This window comes from Nonomuraea sp. NPDC049309 (genome assembly GCF_043196965.1).
GTDB classification, from domain to species: Bacteria; Actinomycetota; Actinomycetes; order Streptosporangiales; family Streptosporangiaceae; genus Nonomuraea; species Nonomuraea fastidiosa.
Map to the genome: position 1 here is coordinate 547,652 of NZ_JBICSH010000002.1, position 16,568 is coordinate 564,219.

At 67.7% G+C, this 16,568-nt stretch carries 17 protein-coding genes; 9 read left to right on the forward strand and 8 right to left on the reverse strand.

Going from position 1 to position 16,568, the window contains the following annotated elements:
• Positions 1 to 26: 26 nt before the first annotated feature.
• From ACGFIM_RS16495 to ACGFIM_RS16515, 5 genes are all read right to left on the reverse strand, one after another.
• The gene (locus ACGFIM_RS16495; protein WP_393200815.1) at positions 27 to 638 is read right to left on the reverse strand and encodes a TetR/AcrR family transcriptional regulator; all 612 of its coding nucleotides are present in this window, start codon (positions 636 to 638) and stop codon (positions 27 to 29) included.
• Positions 639 to 837: 199 nt separating this feature from the next.
• Complete coding sequence (locus ACGFIM_RS16500) at positions 838 to 3,054, reverse strand: heavy metal translocating P-type ATPase (RefSeq protein ID WP_393200817.1); 2,217 nt, start codon at positions 3,052 to 3,054, stop codon at positions 838 to 840.
• A 29-nt stretch (positions 3,055 to 3,083) separates the two neighbouring features.
• Complete coding sequence (locus ACGFIM_RS16505; protein WP_393200819.1) at positions 3,084 to 4,058, reverse strand: hypothetical protein; 975 nt, start codon at positions 4,056 to 4,058, stop codon at positions 3,084 to 3,086.
• A complete protein-coding gene (locus ACGFIM_RS16510; RefSeq protein ID WP_393200821.1) occupies positions 4,055 to 4,267 on the reverse strand; it encodes a heavy-metal-associated domain-containing protein in 213 nt (70 codons plus the stop codon). The genes ACGFIM_RS16505 and ACGFIM_RS16510 overlap by 4 nt, the downstream gene beginning before the upstream one ends.
• A 28-nt stretch (positions 4,268 to 4,295) precedes the next feature.
• The gene (locus ACGFIM_RS16515) at positions 4,296 to 4,577 is read right to left on the reverse strand and encodes a metal-sensitive transcriptional regulator (protein WP_393200823.1); all 282 of its coding nucleotides are present in this window, start codon (positions 4,575 to 4,577) and stop codon (positions 4,296 to 4,298) included.
• Between the two features lie 461 nt (positions 4,578 to 5,038).
• On the opposite strand from ACGFIM_RS16515, the gene ACGFIM_RS16520 reads away from it, so the two are divergent.
• The 9 genes from ACGFIM_RS16520 to ACGFIM_RS16560 all read left to right on the forward strand — a co-directional run bounded on the left by ACGFIM_RS16520 (position 5,039) and on the right by ACGFIM_RS16560 (position 14,536).
• Positions 5,039 to 6,649 (forward strand): ABC transporter substrate-binding protein, encoded by a 1,611-nt coding sequence (locus ACGFIM_RS16520; protein WP_393200825.1) that lies wholly within the window; start codon positions 5,039 to 5,041, stop codon positions 6,647 to 6,649.
• Positions 6,646 to 7,656: an ABC transporter permease gene (locus ACGFIM_RS16525; protein ID WP_393200827.1), complete on the forward strand. Its 1,011-nt coding sequence runs from the start codon at positions 6,646 to 6,648 to the stop codon at positions 7,654 to 7,656. The genes ACGFIM_RS16520 and ACGFIM_RS16525 overlap by 4 nt, the downstream gene beginning before the upstream one ends.
• On the forward strand, positions 7,653 to 8,504 hold the full coding sequence (locus ACGFIM_RS16530; RefSeq protein WP_393200829.1) for an ABC transporter permease: 852 nt from the start codon (positions 7,653 to 7,655) through the stop codon (positions 8,502 to 8,504). The genes ACGFIM_RS16525 and ACGFIM_RS16530 overlap by 4 nt, the downstream gene beginning before the upstream one ends.
• Complete coding sequence (locus ACGFIM_RS16535; protein ID WP_393200831.1) at positions 8,501 to 10,210, forward strand: ABC transporter ATP-binding protein; 1,710 nt, start codon at positions 8,501 to 8,503, stop codon at positions 10,208 to 10,210. The genes ACGFIM_RS16530 and ACGFIM_RS16535 overlap by 4 nt, the downstream gene beginning before the upstream one ends.
• Positions 10,211 to 10,300: 90 nt before the next feature.
• Positions 10,301 to 10,594, forward strand: a complete 294-nt coding sequence (locus ACGFIM_RS16540) for a metal-sensitive transcriptional regulator (RefSeq protein ID WP_393200833.1) — start codon at positions 10,301 to 10,303, stop codon at positions 10,592 to 10,594.
• A 114-nt stretch (positions 10,595 to 10,708) separates the two neighbouring features.
• Positions 10,709 to 12,157, forward strand: coding sequence for a rhodanese-like domain-containing protein (locus ACGFIM_RS16545; protein WP_393200835.1), 1,449 nt, complete (start codon positions 10,709 to 10,711; stop codon positions 12,155 to 12,157).
• A 93-nt stretch (positions 12,158 to 12,250) separates the two neighbouring features.
• Entirely contained in the window at positions 12,251 to 12,835 is a 585-nt protein-coding gene (locus ACGFIM_RS16550) for a rhodanese-like domain-containing protein (RefSeq protein ID WP_393200837.1), read from the forward strand.
• 85 nt (positions 12,836 to 12,920) lie between these two features.
• Positions 12,921 to 13,694, forward strand: a complete 774-nt coding sequence (locus tag ACGFIM_RS16555) for a sulfite exporter TauE/SafE family protein (protein WP_393200839.1) — start codon at positions 12,921 to 12,923, stop codon at positions 13,692 to 13,694.
• 89 nt (positions 13,695 to 13,783) lie between these two features.
• Positions 13,784 to 14,536 (forward strand): (2Fe-2S)-binding protein, encoded by a 753-nt coding sequence (locus ACGFIM_RS16560; protein ID WP_393202574.1) that lies wholly within the window; start codon positions 13,784 to 13,786, stop codon positions 14,534 to 14,536.
• A gap of 19 nt (positions 14,537 to 14,555) precedes the next feature.
• On the opposite strand, the gene ACGFIM_RS16565 is transcribed toward ACGFIM_RS16560, so the two are convergent.
• The 3 genes from ACGFIM_RS16565 to ACGFIM_RS16575 form a co-directional block, all read right to left on the reverse strand.
• Positions 14,556 to 15,059: a DUF305 domain-containing protein gene (locus ACGFIM_RS16565; protein WP_393200841.1), complete on the reverse strand. Its 504-nt coding sequence runs from the start codon at positions 15,057 to 15,059 to the stop codon at positions 14,556 to 14,558.
• 245 nt (positions 15,060 to 15,304) lie between these two features.
• On the reverse strand, positions 15,305 to 15,940 hold the full coding sequence (locus ACGFIM_RS16570) for a DUF305 domain-containing protein (protein WP_393200843.1): 636 nt from the start codon (positions 15,938 to 15,940) through the stop codon (positions 15,305 to 15,307).
• A gap of 76 nt (positions 15,941 to 16,016) precedes the next feature.
• Positions 16,017 to 16,487: a hypothetical protein gene (locus tag ACGFIM_RS16575; RefSeq protein WP_393200845.1), complete on the reverse strand. Its 471-nt coding sequence runs from the start codon at positions 16,485 to 16,487 to the stop codon at positions 16,017 to 16,019.
• Between the last annotated feature and the right edge of the window lie 81 nt (positions 16,488 to 16,568).

Genomic DNA, 16,568 nt, shown 5'->3' on the forward strand with positions numbered 1-16,568 from the left:
CGTACAGCAGCGCTGTCCAGACGCGGCTACGGCTGTGGGAACTCCGCAGGCACCGTGAGCAGCGAGAGCATCGTCTTGATCAGCACGGACTCGGCCTCTTCCGGCTCGAGCCGGCCCGCTTCACATTCCTGAGCAGCGCTGTGGAGGATCGAGAAGAACGTGGTCACCAGCCAGGAGAGAGGCAGGTCGGCGCGGAAGTCACCGTCGCGCCGCCCCCGCTCGATGAGCCGCCGGACGCGTTGCAGTGGCCGGTCGTGATGCTGCCTGATGCGTTCGGTGGGCAGCGTCCGATCAGCGGCCAGGAACAGCCGGCGGTGCCGGTCGAGCACCTCCCAGGACGAGCGCAGCAGCCGGGCCATGGCCTCCGGCGCGGGGGCGGTCTCGATGAACTCGTCCGCCAGCATGATGTCGGCCACGTTGACCGCGTGGTCGAGCACCGCGTCCACCAGCGCCTCCCGCGAGGGGAAATGCCCGTACAGCGTCACCCTGCCCACCCCGGCGGCCTTGGCGATGTCCGCCACGCTCACGGTGGGATCGGCGCTGATCAGCCTGGTCCCTGCGTCGAGGATCGCCGCGATGTTGCGTTCGGCGTCGGCACGCCGTCCAGACACAGGCTGGCCCGTCCCGGTCTTCGCCATGCGAACCAGCCTACGACGTGGCCGCATCCCCTCGATGATCTCGATGAGCAACTGGGGAACGGCGCCCCTCCGCCGGCGGCTTCTCCTTCACGGGCAGATGCGCCTCGATCTTGCGTCAGCCGGCCAGGAAAGCCTGTTTCCCCTTCTTCCATGCGGATGGCTCCGGGCTGATGTTTGCCCGGAGCCATCGCGAGTGGTTCTACTTGAAACGGCGCAGCCGCAGGCTGTTGCTCACCACGAAGACGCTGGAGAACGCCATAGCGGCTCCCGCGATCATCGGGTTGAGCATGCCGAGCGCGGCCAGCGGCAGCGCGGCCACGTTGTAGGCGAACGCCCAGAACAGGTTGCCCTTGATCGTGGACAGCGTACGACGCGACAACCGCAGCGCGTCCGCGGCCACCCGCAGGTCGCCCCGCACCAACGTCAGGTCGGAGGCCTCGATGGCGGCGTCGGTGCCGGTGCCCATCGCGAGGCCGAGGTCGGCCTGGGCCAGCGCCGCGGCGTCGTTGACGCCGTCGCCGACCATGGCCACGACCTTCCCCTCCGTCTGCAGGCGCTTGACCACGTCGACCTTGTCGGCGGGCAGCACCTCGGCGATCACCTCGTCGATGCCCACCTCGGCCGCCACGCTCCTGGCCACGGCCTCGTTGTCGCCGGTCAGCAGCACCGGGGTCAGACCGAGCGCCCTGAGCTGCCCGATCGCCTCCTTGCTGGTCGGCTTGACCACGTCGGCCACGACCAGCACCGCGCGGGCCTTGCCGTCCCAGCCGACCGCGACCGCCGTACGGCCCTCGGCCTGCTCCGCCTGCAGCGCGTCGGCGAGCTGAGGCGGGAGGTGCTGCGACCACTCCTCCAGCAGCCGGGGCCGGCCGACCAGGACCGCGTGGCCGTCCACGATGCCCTGCACGCCGAGGCCCTCGACGTTGGCGAAGTCCTCGACCGTGGCGTCCGACTGGGCCGCTCGGGCGATGGCCTGGGCGATGGGATGTTCGGAGGCGTGCTCCAGCGCGCCGGCCAGCCGCAGGACCTCTTCGCGGGTCTCGCCCTCGGCCAGGTGTACGGCGGTGAGGGTCATCTTGCCCGCGGTGACCGTTCCGGTCTTGTCGAGCACGATGGTGTCGACGCGACGGGTGGACTCCAGCACCTCCGGGCCCTTGATCAGGATACCCATCTGCGCGCCCCGGCCGGTGCCGACCAGCAGCGCCGTCGGGGTGGCCAGGCCGAGCGCGCACGGGCAGGCGATGATCAGCACCGCCACCGCGGCGGTGAACGCCGCCGCCACGCCGTTGCCGGTGCCGAGCCAGAAGCCCAGCGTGCCGACGGCCAGCGCGATCACGATCGGGACGAAGATCCCGGAGATGCGGTCGGCCAGGCGCTGCACGGCGGCCTTGCCCGTCTGGGCCTCTTCGACCAGCTTGGCCATCTGGGCGAGCTGGGTGTCGGCCCCGACCCGGGTGGCCTTGACGACCAGCCGGCCGCCCGCGTTCACCGTCGCGCCCGTCACCGCGTCACCGGGCCTGACCTCGACGGGGACGGACTCGCCCGTCAGCATCGAGGCGTCCACCGCCGAGGAGCCCTCGACGATCACGCCGTCGGTGGCGATCTTCTCGCCCGGCCGCACCACGAAGGTGTCGCCGACCTTCAGCCGGTCGGTCGGGATGCGACGGCCGTCGACCAGCTCCACATCCTTGGCGCCCAGCTCCAGCAGAGCCCGCAACGCCGCGCCGGCCCGCCGCTTGGAGCGGGACTCGAAGTAGCGCCCGGCCAGGATGAACGCCGTCACCCCGGCCGCGGCCTCCAGGTAGATGTTGCCGGAGCCGTCACTGCGCGCGATGGTGAACTCGAACGGATGCGTCATCCCGGGCGTGCCCGCCGTGCCGAAGAACAGCGCCCACACCGACCAGCCGAGCGCCGCCAGCGTACCCATCGAGATCAGCGTGTCCATCGTCGCGGCGCCGTGCCGCAGATTCGTCCACGCCGCCTTGTGGAACGGCCAGCCCGCGTACACCACCACCGGCGCGGCCAGTACCAGCGACAACCACTGCCAGTTGGTGAACTGCAACGGCGGGATCATCGCCATCGCGATCACGGGAACGCTCAGCACGACCGACGTGATCAGCCGCTGGCGCAACGGCCGCAGCTCGTCCTCAGGCTCGTGCTCGGGCGCCGTGCCGCCCTCGGCGGCGGGCGGAGCCGGAAGTGCGGCGGTGTAGCCGGCCTTCTCGACTTCGGCGATCAACTGCTGCGGGTCGATGTCCGCGGCGAAGGTGACCTTCGCCTTCTCCGTGGCGTAGTTGACCGACGCGGTCACACCGTCCAGCTTGTTGAGCTTGCGCTCGATGCGGTTGGCGCAGGACGCGCAGGTCATGCCGCCGATCGTGAGTTCGACAGCCCTGCCTTCGGTTACGGAAGACATTCCACCTCTCCTTTCTCTGCGTCCTGCGATCAGTGCGTGTGGTCGTCGTCGTGGGAGGCGCCGGCGCTCGGCTCCGCCGTGGGTCTGGGCTGTCCGGCCCCGGCCTGGACGGTGAAGTCCGCGGTACGGACCTTGCCGTCGTGCTGGAAGTCGAGGAACAGCCGGTAGTCGCCGGCGCTCGGCACCTCGGCGTAGAACACGATCTCCGGGCCCGCCGCCGTCTTGCCGTCGTCGGGCGTGCCGTCCGGGTGAACGTGCAGGTAGGCCAGGTCACCGGCCCGCAGAGCCACCAGATGTCCGTACGCCTCCAGGTACGGCTGCAGGTCCGTCACCGGCTTGCCGTCCTTGCTGACGCTCAGCGTGAGTTTGCTCGACCGCCCCGGCACCAGGTCGCCATCCAGAGTGACGGTGTAGCCGTCCACCTCGGCGGTGCGGCTGACCTCGGCCGGCGGCTCGGGCTCGTAGTCACCGGCGACGAGCAGGTCCGCACCGAGGGTGAGGCCGCTCCCGCCCGCGGGGACGAAGTCGGCGAACGCCCGGTACGCGCCCGGCTCGTCCAGCGTCAGCTTCGTGGACCACACGCCGTCGGCGTCCCTGCCGGGGTGCAGGTGCTGGAACGTCGCCAGATCCCGCGAGACCACGATGAAGTGCAGCTCTTTCTCGTGCTCGACCTCGTAGCGGGTCAGCGGCTTGCCGTCCGGGCCCGTCACGGTGAAACGGAAATCGGTGGGCTCGCCGGCCCTGATGGTGGTCAGGGGGTTGAGGGCGTAACCCTTGTCGGACACTTGGAGCCCCCCGGGGGTATCACTGGCGGCCTGTCGCGTGGTGCCGCCATGATCGTCACCGTGACCTTCCGCCGTCTGCTTGGCGGGGGCCATGGCGCTGTGGTCCTCCGCCGGTAACGGAGCGCCGGCCGGGCCGATCGCTCGCCCCGCGCCCAGGGCGCCGCCGAAGACGACGGCCAGCCCCAGGACGTAGACGCCAAGTCTGGTCGCGGTGTTCATGCCGGATTCACCACCTCGTAGCCGGCTTCCTCGACGGCCGCGACGATCTTCGCCGAGTCGACCGGGCTGTCGCTGCCGACGGTCAGCAGGCCGCCGGCCAGGTCGACCTCCACGAAGGTGACCCCCGCGACCTCGCCGACCTCCTCCTTGACCGAGCTCACGCAGTGTCCGCAGGTCATGCCCTTGACGGTGTAGGTGGCGGTGGCCATGTCAATCAACCCTTTCCCATGAATTTCGTCAGGAACGAACAAGTCGCGCGATGGCCTCGGAGGCCTCTTTGACCTTGGCCTCGGCCTCAGGACCGCCCTTGACGGTGGCCTCGGCGACGCAGTGTGCCAGGTGGTCTTCGAGCAGGGAGATGGCGACGGACTGCAGGGCGCTCGTGGCCGCCGACACCTGGGTGAGGATGTCGATGCAGTACTTGTCGTCATCGACCATCCGCTGCAGCCCGCGCACCTGACCCTCGATCCGGCGCAACCGACGCAGCTGGTCCTCTTTGTTGTGGCTGTATCCGACCATGTCTGCCCCCTTCCATCCTCTTCAACGTACCATACCCCCCTACCGTATTCCAACTGTCGATTCCGACCCCTGACGCCGGGCCATATGAGCTGGCTCGCCGCCCACCAGCCCACGGGCGCTCTCGCATCAGGTCTCGCATTGGTGCACCGGTTCATCACCATCGCCGTGGCCGCCGTCAGCCAACCCGTCGCCGGCAAGCGGAGCTGCTTGCTACTAGGAAAAGTAGTTTGAAGTGTTTGCTCCGCGCACGAAAGCAGCTGGATCTACGGCTGTAGCCATGTGATCCCAGCGAAGTCAGCGCAGCTCAACGCTCTGATGCCTCACGTGAAGGCCAGAGTTGAGGGAATTACGGTGTTTACATAATTGACACTTGCATCTACGAAACGGACCTATAGAGTCGCGGGAAACGTGCTCCCTCCTCGATGGGTGGCCTGAACCTCTCATACCCCCCGGAGGTTTTCTTGTACCACCGAACCACGGCCACGGCACTCACCGTCATACTCCTCACGGCCTGCGGATCCAACACCAGCACGACTCCCACGGCCCCCGGCGCTCGGTCGGCGAAGAGCGTCACCGTCGCCATCTCCTCCGATGAGGGCACGCTCACGCCCTTCACCAACCAGACCGGCTACCCAGGCAACAACCTGGTGAAGTTACTTTTCGACACGCTGGTCATCGTGCGGGGCGACGACGTCACGCCGCTCCTGGCCAAGGAGATCGAGACCTCCGACAACAAGACGTTCACGATGCCGCTGCGAGCGGGCGTCACCTGGCACGACGGCAGGCCGCTCACCACCGACGACGTGATCTTCAGCGTCGAGTTCTACCGCAAGAACATGGAGGGCGACTCTGCGATCGACGTCCGGCCGATCGAGCGCGTCAGCGCCAGCGGCGACACCGTCACCATGACGCTCGAGGCGCCGGATCCCGAGTTCCCCCGCCGCATCCTGGCCGACATGGCGATCCTGCCCAAGCACCTGTGGGAGTCGGTGGACAAGGTCAGCACGGCCGGAGTGCAGAAGGCCGTGGGCAGCGGCCCGTACAAGCTGACCCAGTACGACAACGCCCGCGGCTACACCCTGACCGCCAACCCCGCCTACGCCATGGGCAAGGCCAAGGTGGAGTCGGTCAAGGTGGTGGTGATTCCTGAGGAGTCCACGCAGTTCGCCGCCCTGCGTACCGGCGAAGTACACATGTCCACCCGCATCGTGCCTCCGCAGCAGCTCCCGGCGTTGGAGAAGCAGCCGAACATCGGCGTGGTCAAGGGCACCGAGTTCGCCTCCACGCTGCTGGCGTTCAATACCACCCGGCCACCGTTCGACCGGCCCGAAGTGCGACGGGCGCTGGCCAAGGCCATCGACACGAACGACATCGTGAAGACCGCTCTACTCGGCCAGGGCACTCCAGGGAACCCCGGGTTCATCCATGCGCAGTCGCCGATCAAGGGTGACCAGCTTCCGACCGTCTTCGACGCCGAGGCGGCCAAGCGGGAGCTCGACGCGCTGGGTGCCAAGCCGGGACCGGACGGGATCCGGGTGCTGGACGGCAAACCCATGTCGTACGAGCTGCTGGTGCAGAGCACGTCGGCGGACCGGCTGCGCAGCGCCGAGCTCATCCGCGACATGTTGAAGTCCGTCGGCGTCGCGGTGAAGGTCGCCTCGCTCGACCCAGATTCGCTCGACGCCAAGGTGTGGCCCGACTACGACGTCCGCAAGGGACGCAATTACGACATGTCCATGTGGGGCTGGTCCGCTCCCGTCATGCTCAGCAGCGGCAGCATCGCCCAACTGCTGGCCTCCGACCCGGAGGACGGCAGCCTGAACATCGTCGGTTTCAAGGACCCGGCCGTCGATGAGACGATCGCCACGATGACCGCCGCGCCGACCATGGAGGCCAGGACGGAGGCGGCGAGGAAGCTCCAAGCTCAGATCGTGGAACACATGCCGTTCCTCACCTTGTACTACCGCAACGGCGCCTATGCCTTCCGCAAGGACGTCTACAGCGGCTGGACCTGGCAGAACGGCGCCGCCGCTCTGAACAAGTTCTCACTCATCGATTTCCAGCTCGGATGACGGCCATCCAGGCCGCGGCGGCGCCCGGCCGCCGCGGTTACAGCCGCTACATTGCCGGCCGGTTCGCCGAATACCTGGTGGTGCTCCTCGTCGCGCTCACGCTCAACTTCGCCCTTCCCCGTGCGCTGCCGGGTGGCCCACTGAAGCTGTTCGGCAGCCCAGAGGCGCTTGCCAGACTGACGGCCGACGAGCGCGCGCAGATCGCCACCGAGTACGGCTTCGGCCGGCCCCTCCCCCAGCAATTCCTCGACTACCTGGCCGGTGTGTTCACCCTTGACCTCGGCACCTCACTCTCGGACGGCCGCCCAGTCACCCAGGCGCTGGCCGAGGCGCTGCCATGGACGCTGCTCCTGGTAGGCACCAGCACCGTGGTCACCGCCGTCCTGGGGGTGACATTGGGTGTGGTCGGCGCTTTACGCCGACGCAGGGGCAAGGGATCCGGCCTGCTCGGTGCGGCCGTCGTAGCCGACTCGATCCCCCAGTTCTGGCTCGGCATGCTGCTGATCGTCCTGTTCGGGGTGAAGCTGCAGCTGCTGCCCACCTTTGGCGTCTCCGGCACGGACGGCGTGACAGTAGGCGGCGTACTCCAGCATCTCGTCCTGCCGGTGACGACGCTCACCGTGACCGGTCTCGGCTACCTGTTCCTCTACACGCGCTCGTCCCTGCTGACCGTCCTGACGAGCGAGCCGGTGCAGCACGCGCACGCACGTGGGGTGCCGTACGGAAGGCTGGTGCGTCGGCACGCCCTGCGTCCCGCGCTGCTACCGGTGCACACGATCCTCATGCTGGAAATCGGTTTTCTGGCCGCCGGAGCGATCGTGGTGGAGACGGTCTTCGCCTATCCCGGGCTCGGACGGCTGACGTTCGACGCGATCACCGCACGCGACTACCCGCTCATGCAAGGAGCGTTTCTGGTGCTCACCGTCATGGTGGTGATGATGAACGCGCTGGCCGACGCGACCTATCCCCTTCTGGACCCCCGCGCCAGGGCAGGAGGCGCGAGATGATGTTCCTCAAGGCTCCACGCCGGAACCTCCTCGGCACGCAAGGCCTGATCGGCGCAGCCATCCTCGTATCCATCGTGGCCGTCGCCCTTTACGGACTCACGCTGCCCGAGGAGGCCGGACGGGAGCGAGTCGCCGAGCCATACGCCACACCCCGGGCCGGGCTCCCGCTCGGCTCCGACGACCTCGGCCGCGACCTGCTGGACCAGCTGGTCGTGGGTGCGGGCACCTCGCTCGGGCTCGCGTTCATCGTCGCGGCCTGCACCACGCTGCTGGCCGCGATCATCGGCGGCGCCGCCGGCATCGGGCCGCGCTGGCTGTCGGCCACGCTGATGCGCGGCGCGGACGTGTTGCTGATCCTCCCCGAGCTGATCCTCTACATTTTGGCGGCCGCGTTCCTCGGCCAGTCCTTCGGCGTTCGGGCGGCGATCCTGGCGCTCATCCTGTGGCCGGTGCCGGCCCGCGTGCTGCGGGCGGGCGTGCTCACCGCCTGGTCGCGGGGTCACCTGGAGGTGTCGCGAGCCCTTGGCGCACCGGCCTGGTGGCTGCTGGCCCGGCACGGCACCTACCTCATCGGGCCGCTGCTCATCCCGGTCTTCGTCCGTACCGCGAAGGTCGCCATCATCTACGACGCCACCCTGTCGTTCCTCGGTCTGGGCGACCCCACCTCTCCGAGCTGGGGCACCACGCTCTACTGGGTGCAGACCAACGGCGTCTTCCTCTCCGACGCCTGGCTGTGGTGGGCGTTGCCGCCAGGTGCCGCGATCACGCTCACGGTGCTCTCGCTCGCCCTGATCGGCGTCGCGGTGGAAGAACGGCTCAATCCAGCCTTGCGGGAGGCTGCTCGATGACCCTCGAAGTGCGCGACCTGACCGTCCGCTACAACGGCCTGCCGGCCGTCGATCGGATATGCCTCGACGTTGCCGACGGCGAGATCCTGGCGCTGGTCGGCGAGAGCGGCTGCGGCAAGACCTCTGTGGCTCGCACACTGCTCGGCCTGCTTCCCGCCACGGCACAGGCGACCGGATCGGCGCTGCTGGGCGACCATGAACTGGTCGGGCGTACCGACTGGACCGGCATACGCGGCAGGCGTATCGCCACCGTGCCGCAGGGCGCGATGTCCGGGCTCAGCCCTGTGCACCGGATAGGCGCCCAGCTCACCGAGATGCTGGCTCTGCACGGCGGCAGCGCCGAACCCGCCGACCTGCTCGACCGGGTCGGACTCGACCGATCGATGGCCAGGTGCTATCCACACGAGCTGTCCGGCGGCCAGCGCCAGCGGGTCGCCATCGCGCTCGCCCTGGCCGGCGAGCCGAAGCTCCTCGTCGCGGACGAACCCACCACCGGGCTCGACGCCATCACCCAACGGCAGATCCTCACCCTGCTGGCCGGGCTGGGGACCAGCATGCTGATCGTCTCGCACGACCTGGGCGGGCTGCTGCCGTACGCCGACCGGGTCGCCATCATGTACGCCGGTCGCCTCGCCGAGGTCCGCCCCGCCCGTGTCCTCTCCCCCGACACCGCGCACCCTTACACTGCGGGCCTGCTCGCCGCCACACCGGTCGCCGACCGCAAAATCTCATGGGGCAGCATCCCCGGATCCGCCCCAGCGCTCGGGCACACCCTGCCCGGTTGCGCCTTTGCGACTCGCTGCCCGCTCGCCGTCAACCATTGCCACGAGGAAGCACCATCGCTGGTCGACCACGGGCAGGGACAGATGGCCTGCCACCGGCGCGCCGAGCCGGACCGCCCCTCCTATCCGCGCGTGCCCAGAGCCGGCGGTACGCCAGAAACCGCCGTCGTCACCGCCACGGGAATCCGGCACACGTATCGAACCCGTTCCCGCGTGGTGGAGGCGCTGCGCGGCGTCGACCTCGAGATCGGCGCGGGCGAGATCGTCGGCCTCGTGGGCGAGAGCGGCTCGGGCAAGAGCACACTCGCCCGGATCCTGCTCGGGCTCATCAAGCCGGCCGCCGGCCGCGTCACTCTCGAAGATCTGGAGCTGACGACGCGCCGCGGGAGAGCTCTGCGACGCCTGCGACAGCGGATCGGCTTCGTCCACCAAGACCCTTACGACTCGCTCCATCCGGGAATGCGCGTCTCTGCCCTGGTCGCCGAGCCGATGGCAGTAGCTGGAGTACCGCGTCGAGACCGGCTCACTCGCGTACGGGAATCTCTGACGGCAGCCGGGCTGCCGGACGACTCCGAGTTCCTCGGACGGTTCCCCGGCCAGCTCTCCGGCGGACAGCGGCAGCGCGTGTCCATCGCCCGCGCCCTCGCCGGCACCCCTGTGCTGCTCATCGCCGACGAAGCCACGTCCATGCTGGACGTCTCGACCCGGGCTGGGATCGCCACCACTCTCCGGTCGCTCGCCACCGACCGCGGTCTCGCCGTTCTGTTCGTCACCCACGACCTGGGCGAAGCCGTTCAGTCATGCGACCGCATCCTGGTGCTTCAGGCAGGTGAGATCGTCGAGCACGGCCGGACCGACGACGTGGCCGGCGCCCCCTCCCACGCCTACACCTCCCAGCTACTTCGAGCGTCCATGCCGCTATGACGCAATCGACATGGTGCTCAAGTGCTTACCGAAGGCGGCGTGAGCGGCGAGTGAGAACCTTCACATCCCGTTCACCATACCCCTGGGGGTATGGTGAAGCTGGAGGTGGAGAGCATGGAGATGAATGCTGATGTCCTGGCCGACGCGCTCACCCGGCTGAAGCGAGCCCACGGTCAATTGGGTGGCGTGATCACAATGATCGAGAACGGCGAGGATTGCGAGAAGGTACTGACTCAGCTGGCGGCGGTCTCCAAGGCGCTGGACAGGGCTGGATTCAAAATCATTGCGACCGGGTTGCGGCACTGTCAGGCGGCTCGTGAGCGCGGCGAGGAGCCGGCAATTTCTCCCGAGCGTTTGGAGAAGTTGTTTCTAGCCCTGTCATGAGGTCGCCCCGCGAGGCGTTTCTGCTCATGAGCTCCTGAGGAGCAGTCGCCCGAAAACAGGGTGTTCACATGTTCTCATGATACCCCCCGGGGTATTTGGAGGAGTTGAGTGTTGATGACGAATCCGGAAAGGACAGTCGGTGACCTGCCGCACGACAATGGGGGCCGGCCGATGATCCATATCGAGGTGGTGGAGACCTCCTCCCTGGGCGATCGCAGCTACCTCGCCCACGACGGGCGTACCGCGCTGGTCGTCGACCCGCAGCGCGACATCGACCGCATCCTGGTCCTGGCTGGACGCCTCGGGGTGCGCATCACACACGTGGCCGAAACCCATCTGCACAATGACTACGTCTCCGGCGGCCTGGCCTTGGCACGAGTGACCGGTGCCACGTACCTGGTCGCCGGGGCCGACGCCGTCGACTTCGATCGGCGGCCTGTGGCCGACGGCGATGAGATCACCCTGTCCGAGGTGATGCGACTCCGCGTGGTCGCTACTCCAGGGCACACCTTTCACCACCTTTCTTACGTTTTGTCTGGCCCGAGCGAAGCCAAGGGGGTGTTCACCGGCGGATCGTTGCTGTTCGGCACCACCGGCCGCTCCGACCTTCTCGGCAAGGAGCACGCGCACACCCTGGCCCGCCACCAGTACGCCTCCGTGCGCCGCCTGGCCGACCTGCTGCCCGACGGCGCGGACATCTGGCCCACACACGGTTTCGGCAGTTTCTGCTCCGCGGCCCAGTCCGACGCTCCGGCTTCGACCATCGGCCGCGAGAAGCAGGTCAACCCCGCACTGCGGCTTGAGGCCGACGACTTCGTCACCGAGACGCTGGCGGGGCTGGACGCCTATCCCGCCTACTACGCTCACATGGGCGCCCGCAACAGCGTGGGAGCCGACCTGGTGGACCTGATGCCAGTGCAAGAGGCCGACGCCCGTCGATTGCAGGAGCGGATCGCCGCCGGTGAGTGGGTGGTGGACCTACGCTCGCGCAAGGCATTCGCCCAGCGCCATCTGACGGGCACTCTCAGCTTCGGCCTGGACGGCCCGATGGCGACCTGGCTGGCCTGGATGGCCCCGTGGGGAGCGCAAATCACCTTGCTGGGCAATAGTCCGGAGCAGGTGGCCGCCGCGCAGCGTGAGCTGGCACGTATCGGCATCGATCGCCCAGCCGCCGCCGCGACCGGTACACCCGAGGAGTGGGCAGATGGAGAGCAGGCCCGGCTGGGTGAGTTGAGCGTCGCCACGTTCATCGATCTGGCCGCTACCCAGCGCGGCACGGCTGCTCACGGGCTCTCCTCACCGGACGTCGTACTGGACGTGCGTCTACTGAATGAGTGGAGAGCCGGGCACATAAACGGCGCCATCCACATCCCGCTGTTCGACCTTCCCGAGCGTCTGTCAGATGTGCCGGACGGAACGGTGTGGGTGCACTGCGGCTCCGGATATCGGGCTGCCATCGCCGCCAGCCTCCTCCAGCGTGCCGGACGCCAGGTGGTCCACATCGACGACGCCTACGCCGACGCCGCAGCAGCCGGCCTGACCATCACCCCGCCCGAGGACTGACCGCCGTCCATAGGGCACCCAGATGCCTTCTCCCGACGCTGGTGAGATGACCGCTGTCGAGGAGAGCGTGTCCTGTTCCGAAAAGGAGAACACATGACCGCCGCTGACACCCCGGCGACCCCTGCCACCCTGGACACCATCGCTCTGCGTCAGATGCTGGAGTCCGGTGACGCTCCACAGCTGATCGACGTGCGAACCCCTGGCGAGTTCGAGACCGTTCATATTCCCGGCTCTTCCAACGTGCCGCTGGACCTGTTGCGCGCGCACCGCGCCGAGCTGACGTCTCACCTGGACGAGCAGGCGGTGCTCATCTGCCAATCCGGCCAGCGTGCCGCCCAGGCCTTCGCCGAAGCGGGGCTGCCCAGCCTCCGGATCCTGACCGGCGGGATCAACGCCTGGCAGGCCGCCCGAGCGCCGGTGGCCACTGGACAAGCGCGCTGGGGCCTGGAGCGACAGGTCCGCCTGGTAGCCGGCTCCATCGTGCTCGGATCGGTCATGACCAGCACGGTGTTCCCGCGGGCCAAATGGATCGCTGCGGCGATCGGTGGTGGTCTGACCTTCGCGGCCCTGTCCAACACCTGCGCCATGGGCATGCTGCTGGCCAAGCTCCCCTACAACCGCGGACCGCGCACCGATATCACCACCGTCCTGCGTTCGCTCGCTGAGGAGCGTCGGTGACGCCTCGCCAGGAATGTCACCAGCTGCCCCCTTCGACTCGCTTCCCGCCTGCTCCGCAGACCGAGGCGATGGACCGGAGGCGGCGATGCTGACCGTTCTCGGCCTCGGCACCGTGATCGGCGTCCTGCTCGGATTGCTGGGCGGCGGTGGATCCATCCTCGCCGTACCCGCATTGGTTTACGGAGTGGGCCTGCCAGTGTCCTCTGCGATGCCGGCCTCTCTCCTGGTGGTGGGCATCTCCTCCGCAACGGCCGTCCTGCCCCGCATACGCGCCCGCCAGGTGCGCTGGCGCATCGCCGCCGTCTTCGGCGGCACGGGCGCGGCTGCCGCTTACGGCGGCGCCGCCCTCAACCGGCTGTTGCCCGAGCAGGCGGTCCTCATCGGATTCGCCGCACTCATGATGGTGGCGGGATGGCGGATGCTCGCCGAACGGGTATCGGCTAGCGGGGTCTGTGCCCTACCCGGCGGTGGAGTGAACTGGCGCAGTTGCCTGCCCAAAGCCGTTGTCTCCGGTGCCGCCGTCGGCGTGCTGACCGGCTTGTTCGGCGTCGGCGGTGGCTTCCTCGTCATCCCGGCGTTGGTCCTCGGGCTGGGCCTGCCGATGACGGCCGCGATCGGCACGTCGCTGCTCATCGTCGTGGTCAACTCGACCGCCGGGTTCGCCGCCCACACCGGGAGTGCACCCCTGGACTACGGTGTCATCGCCGCCTTCGCCACAGCCGCCGTGGTCGGGTCACTCGCCGCAGGGCGGTGGGGTAGCAGGCTGGATCCGGGGCGGCTGCGCCGTTGGTTCGCCTACCTCGTCTTCGTCGTGGCCTCCTTCGTCGCCGTCCAGGCCGTTCTCCACCTGGCCGCTTGAGCTCCTTCAGCAGGTCCGACTCTTCCTGCCTCATACCGGTTATGGGTATGCTCAACAACTATGGCGATACGTAGTGCGGTCCGCCCGTGATGGATGTCTTCTCTAAGCTGGAGTCATTCGGGGATCGGTTCCGACTCGAGCGCGGGCTGACACCGCACAGCGACTGGATCGCCTGTCACCGGCTGCTGGATCCCTCCTCCAAGGAACTGTCGCGGGTTTTAGAAGCAGAGCGTGTGGCCAGTGGCCAGAAGTCGGATCACGCCACGGCGCTGACCGTCATGGCCGTGTACGCAGGCACGGTGACCGCAGCCGCGCTGCTGGCGTGGGCGCTCGAAAGAGTGGTCGTGGACATGCGCCCGCAGAACGTGGCCATTCGGTTGTCCGATCACCACGGCTTCGAAGCGGTCGCCTTACGCGAACCGACTGTCGTCGAGGCTCCCGTCGAGACGCTCGTCTCGTGGGTGCTCGACGAACACCTCCTGCCCCTGGCGAGTGCCATGCGTACACGCACCCGGGCGGGACTGCGCCAGCTGAACGGCGGAGTGGCACACGGATGCGCGGCGGCGTTCTGCATCGCGAGCCGGCGCGGCGGTGACGTCGACCTGTTGGAACGCGCTTACAAGGAGTTCCTTGCGGCGTCCACGGGTGGGCTGGATCGGCTCGGCCGGGTGATCAAATTGCGCCAAGGCGATCGCGAAGGCCTGTTCTACCTGCGCAACACATGCTGCCTCTACTACACCTCGGACGAGGCGGTGAAGTGCTCCAGCTGCTGCCTGGACAGCGTCGATGACCGCGTCACCGCCTACCGCCGCGTTCTGGCGGACGGAGTGATCCCTCACTGAGTCCGGGTGCCGCCGTGTGCTACTGCAGCCGATCGAGCGTCTTCTGCATCTGCTCCACTTCGGCCTGCTGATCCTTCATGATCGTGTCGGCCAACTGCTTGGCCTCCGGGTTCTCTCCTCGCCGCTTCTCTGTGCGAGCCATGGCGATCGCGCCCTTGTGATGCGCGATCATCATCTGCAGGAATTCCTTGTCGAAGGCGGCGCCCTTGGCCGACTCCAGCCTTTGCATGTCCTCTCCGGACATCGCTCCCGGCATCCCGTGCATCATGCCGTCGGTGGGCATCGGCTTGCCCCATGCTTTCAGCCACCCCTGCATGGTTGCCTTCTCTGTCTGGTTACTGGTCTTGATCCGCTCCGCCAGCTCCTTGACCTCGGTGTCGGAGGCCCGTGTCTCGGCCAGATCGGCCATCTCGATCGCCTGCCGATGGTGCTGGCTCATCATCTGCGCGAACATCACGTCCGCATCGTTGAAGTCGCCACTGGGCTGAGGACTCGTCGCGGTAGGGCTGGCGTTGGTCAGCACAGACGCGTACTGGGCCGTCGGCGCGCTACCGCAGGAGACGAGGACTAGCGCTCCCGCCGCCAATGACGTACCGCGAGTGAACGTTGGTTTGAAGGACATGACACCGACCCCCGATCGCAGGAGACGAACCTGCGACTAGACCTAGGCTGACCAGCCCATACGTTCCCCAGAACGGCTCTCACTATCGTCTCGGCCGGACGACAGGTCGGGTCGGCTGCCCGGCGGCCGGGCAGCCGACCTCTCTTCTAAAGCCTTTCGAGAATCTTCTGCATCTGCTCCACCTCAGCCTGCTGAGCGGTCTCGATGGTCTTCGCCAGCTCCTTCGCCTCAGGGTTCGAACCCTGCGACTGCTCGGTGCGCGCCATCTCGATCGCCCCGTTGTGGTGAGCGATCATCATGTCGACGAACTGCCGGTCGAACGCGGCCCCCTTGGCCTCTTCCAGCTTCGTCATGTCCTCTTCGGACATCATTCCGGCCATGTCATGGCCCATCCCGTGGTCCATGCCTTCGGACGGCATCGGCTTGCCCCAGGCGGTGAGCCAGCCCTGCATGGTCTGGATCTCCGGATCCTGCGCGGCCTTGATCTTCGCCGCCAGCTCCTTGATCTCTTTGTCCGATGCCCGGGTCTCCGCCAGCTCGGCCATCTCGACCGCCTGCTGGTGGTGCGGGATCATCATCTGTGCGAACATCACGTCGGCGTCGTTGAAGTCGGCGCTCGGCTGGGCGCTGGCCGTCGTGGCGGCAGGCGCGCTGCTGGACATGGTGGACATGTCGTGTCCAGCCGTGGAGCCGCTGTCCGTGCCGCCGCACGCGCTCACAAGGGTAAGCGCGGCGCCCGACAGGACGACGGCAGCAGCGAATTTCCTGGTCTTCGTGAACATTTGATGGTCTTCTCTGTGATCGAGGTACATGAGCCGGCATCTCGGACGATCAGGAGTCGTCCGCTGATGGGTCGGCCTATGTACGCATCACCGAGAGTTCGACGAGGGCGGGAGCGAAGCGACGCGGTGGCGACCTTGCCACCCCACCCACCCACAGCGCGGAGGCGGCCCTTCCTCCAGGCCGCGGTCGCGACTCGACCCACATCGCCGCGATCAACATGATGAGAAGTGAGGGCAACACGGCCAGGCACACATCGGTCGGGTCAAACCAGAGCGAGGCCCCAGAGACGAGCGAGGATCCGCTGAACACGCCAGCAGACATCAGCTGCTCGGGGAACTCGCTCCGCCGCTCCGGCACCATGCCATCATGTGCCGCCTTTGTAGGTCCCGTCTCGTGCACCGGATCGTACGCGGCCATCCCGGTGATGCCACCATGGTGCGAGGCGAGATGACCGAGCGTGTGCATCCCCCAGACACCAAGGACGAGCATCAGCGGCAACAACCATCGCAGCCGAGGAAGGCGCAATCGTCGGGCTTGTCTGCCCATTGCCCCTCCTCTCAGCTGTCTCTCATGCCCTCACGACCGAGGCGTGAGGATCACTTGTGATCCACGCGACTAAGACCGATA

What these genes read in the sequence shown, in the direction of transcription:
- ACGFIM_RS16570 (WP_393200843.1), bottom strand. Translation starts at nt 15,940, where the DNA reads ATGTTCACGAAGACCAGGAAATTCGCTGCTGCCGTCGTCCTGTCGGGC.
- ACGFIM_RS16535 (WP_393200831.1), top strand. Translation starts at nt 8,501, where the DNA reads ATGACCCTCGAAGTGCGCGACCTGACCGTCCGCTACAACGGCCTGCCG.
- ACGFIM_RS16510 (WP_393200821.1), bottom strand. Translation starts at nt 4,267, where the DNA reads ATGGCCACCGCCACCTACACCGTCAAGGGCATGACCTGCGGACACTGC.
- ACGFIM_RS16495 (WP_393200815.1), bottom strand. Translation starts at nt 638, where the DNA reads ATGGCGAAGACCGGGACGGGCCAGCCTGTGTCTGGACGGCGTGCCGAC.
- ACGFIM_RS16540 (WP_393200833.1), top strand. Translation starts at nt 10,301, where the DNA reads ATGGTGAAGCTGGAGGTGGAGAGCATGGAGATGAATGCTGATGTCCTG.
- ACGFIM_RS16545 (WP_393200835.1), top strand. Translation starts at nt 10,709, where the DNA reads ATGACGAATCCGGAAAGGACAGTCGGTGACCTGCCGCACGACAATGGG.
- ACGFIM_RS16515 (WP_393200823.1), bottom strand. Translation starts at nt 4,577, where the DNA reads ATGGTCGGATACAGCCACAACAAAGAGGACCAGCTGCGTCGGTTGCGC.
- ACGFIM_RS16505 (WP_393200819.1), bottom strand. Translation starts at nt 4,058, where the DNA reads ATGAACACCGCGACCAGACTTGGCGTCTACGTCCTGGGGCTGGCCGTC.
- ACGFIM_RS16555 (WP_393200839.1), top strand. Translation starts at nt 12,921, where the DNA reads ATGCTGACCGTTCTCGGCCTCGGCACCGTGATCGGCGTCCTGCTCGGA.
- ACGFIM_RS16525 (WP_393200827.1), top strand. Translation starts at nt 6,646, where the DNA reads ATGACGGCCATCCAGGCCGCGGCGGCGCCCGGCCGCCGCGGTTACAGC.
- ACGFIM_RS16530 (WP_393200829.1), top strand. Translation starts at nt 7,653, where the DNA reads ATGATGTTCCTCAAGGCTCCACGCCGGAACCTCCTCGGCACGCAAGGC.
- ACGFIM_RS16560 (WP_393202574.1), top strand. Translation starts at nt 13,784, where the DNA reads ATGGATGTCTTCTCTAAGCTGGAGTCATTCGGGGATCGGTTCCGACTC.
- ACGFIM_RS16550 (WP_393200837.1), top strand. Translation starts at nt 12,251, where the DNA reads ATGACCGCCGCTGACACCCCGGCGACCCCTGCCACCCTGGACACCATC.
- ACGFIM_RS16575 (WP_393200845.1), bottom strand. Translation starts at nt 16,487, where the DNA reads ATGGGCAGACAAGCCCGACGATTGCGCCTTCCTCGGCTGCGATGGTTG.
- ACGFIM_RS16500 (WP_393200817.1), bottom strand. Translation starts at nt 3,054, where the DNA reads ATGTCTTCCGTAACCGAAGGCAGGGCTGTCGAACTCACGATCGGCGGC.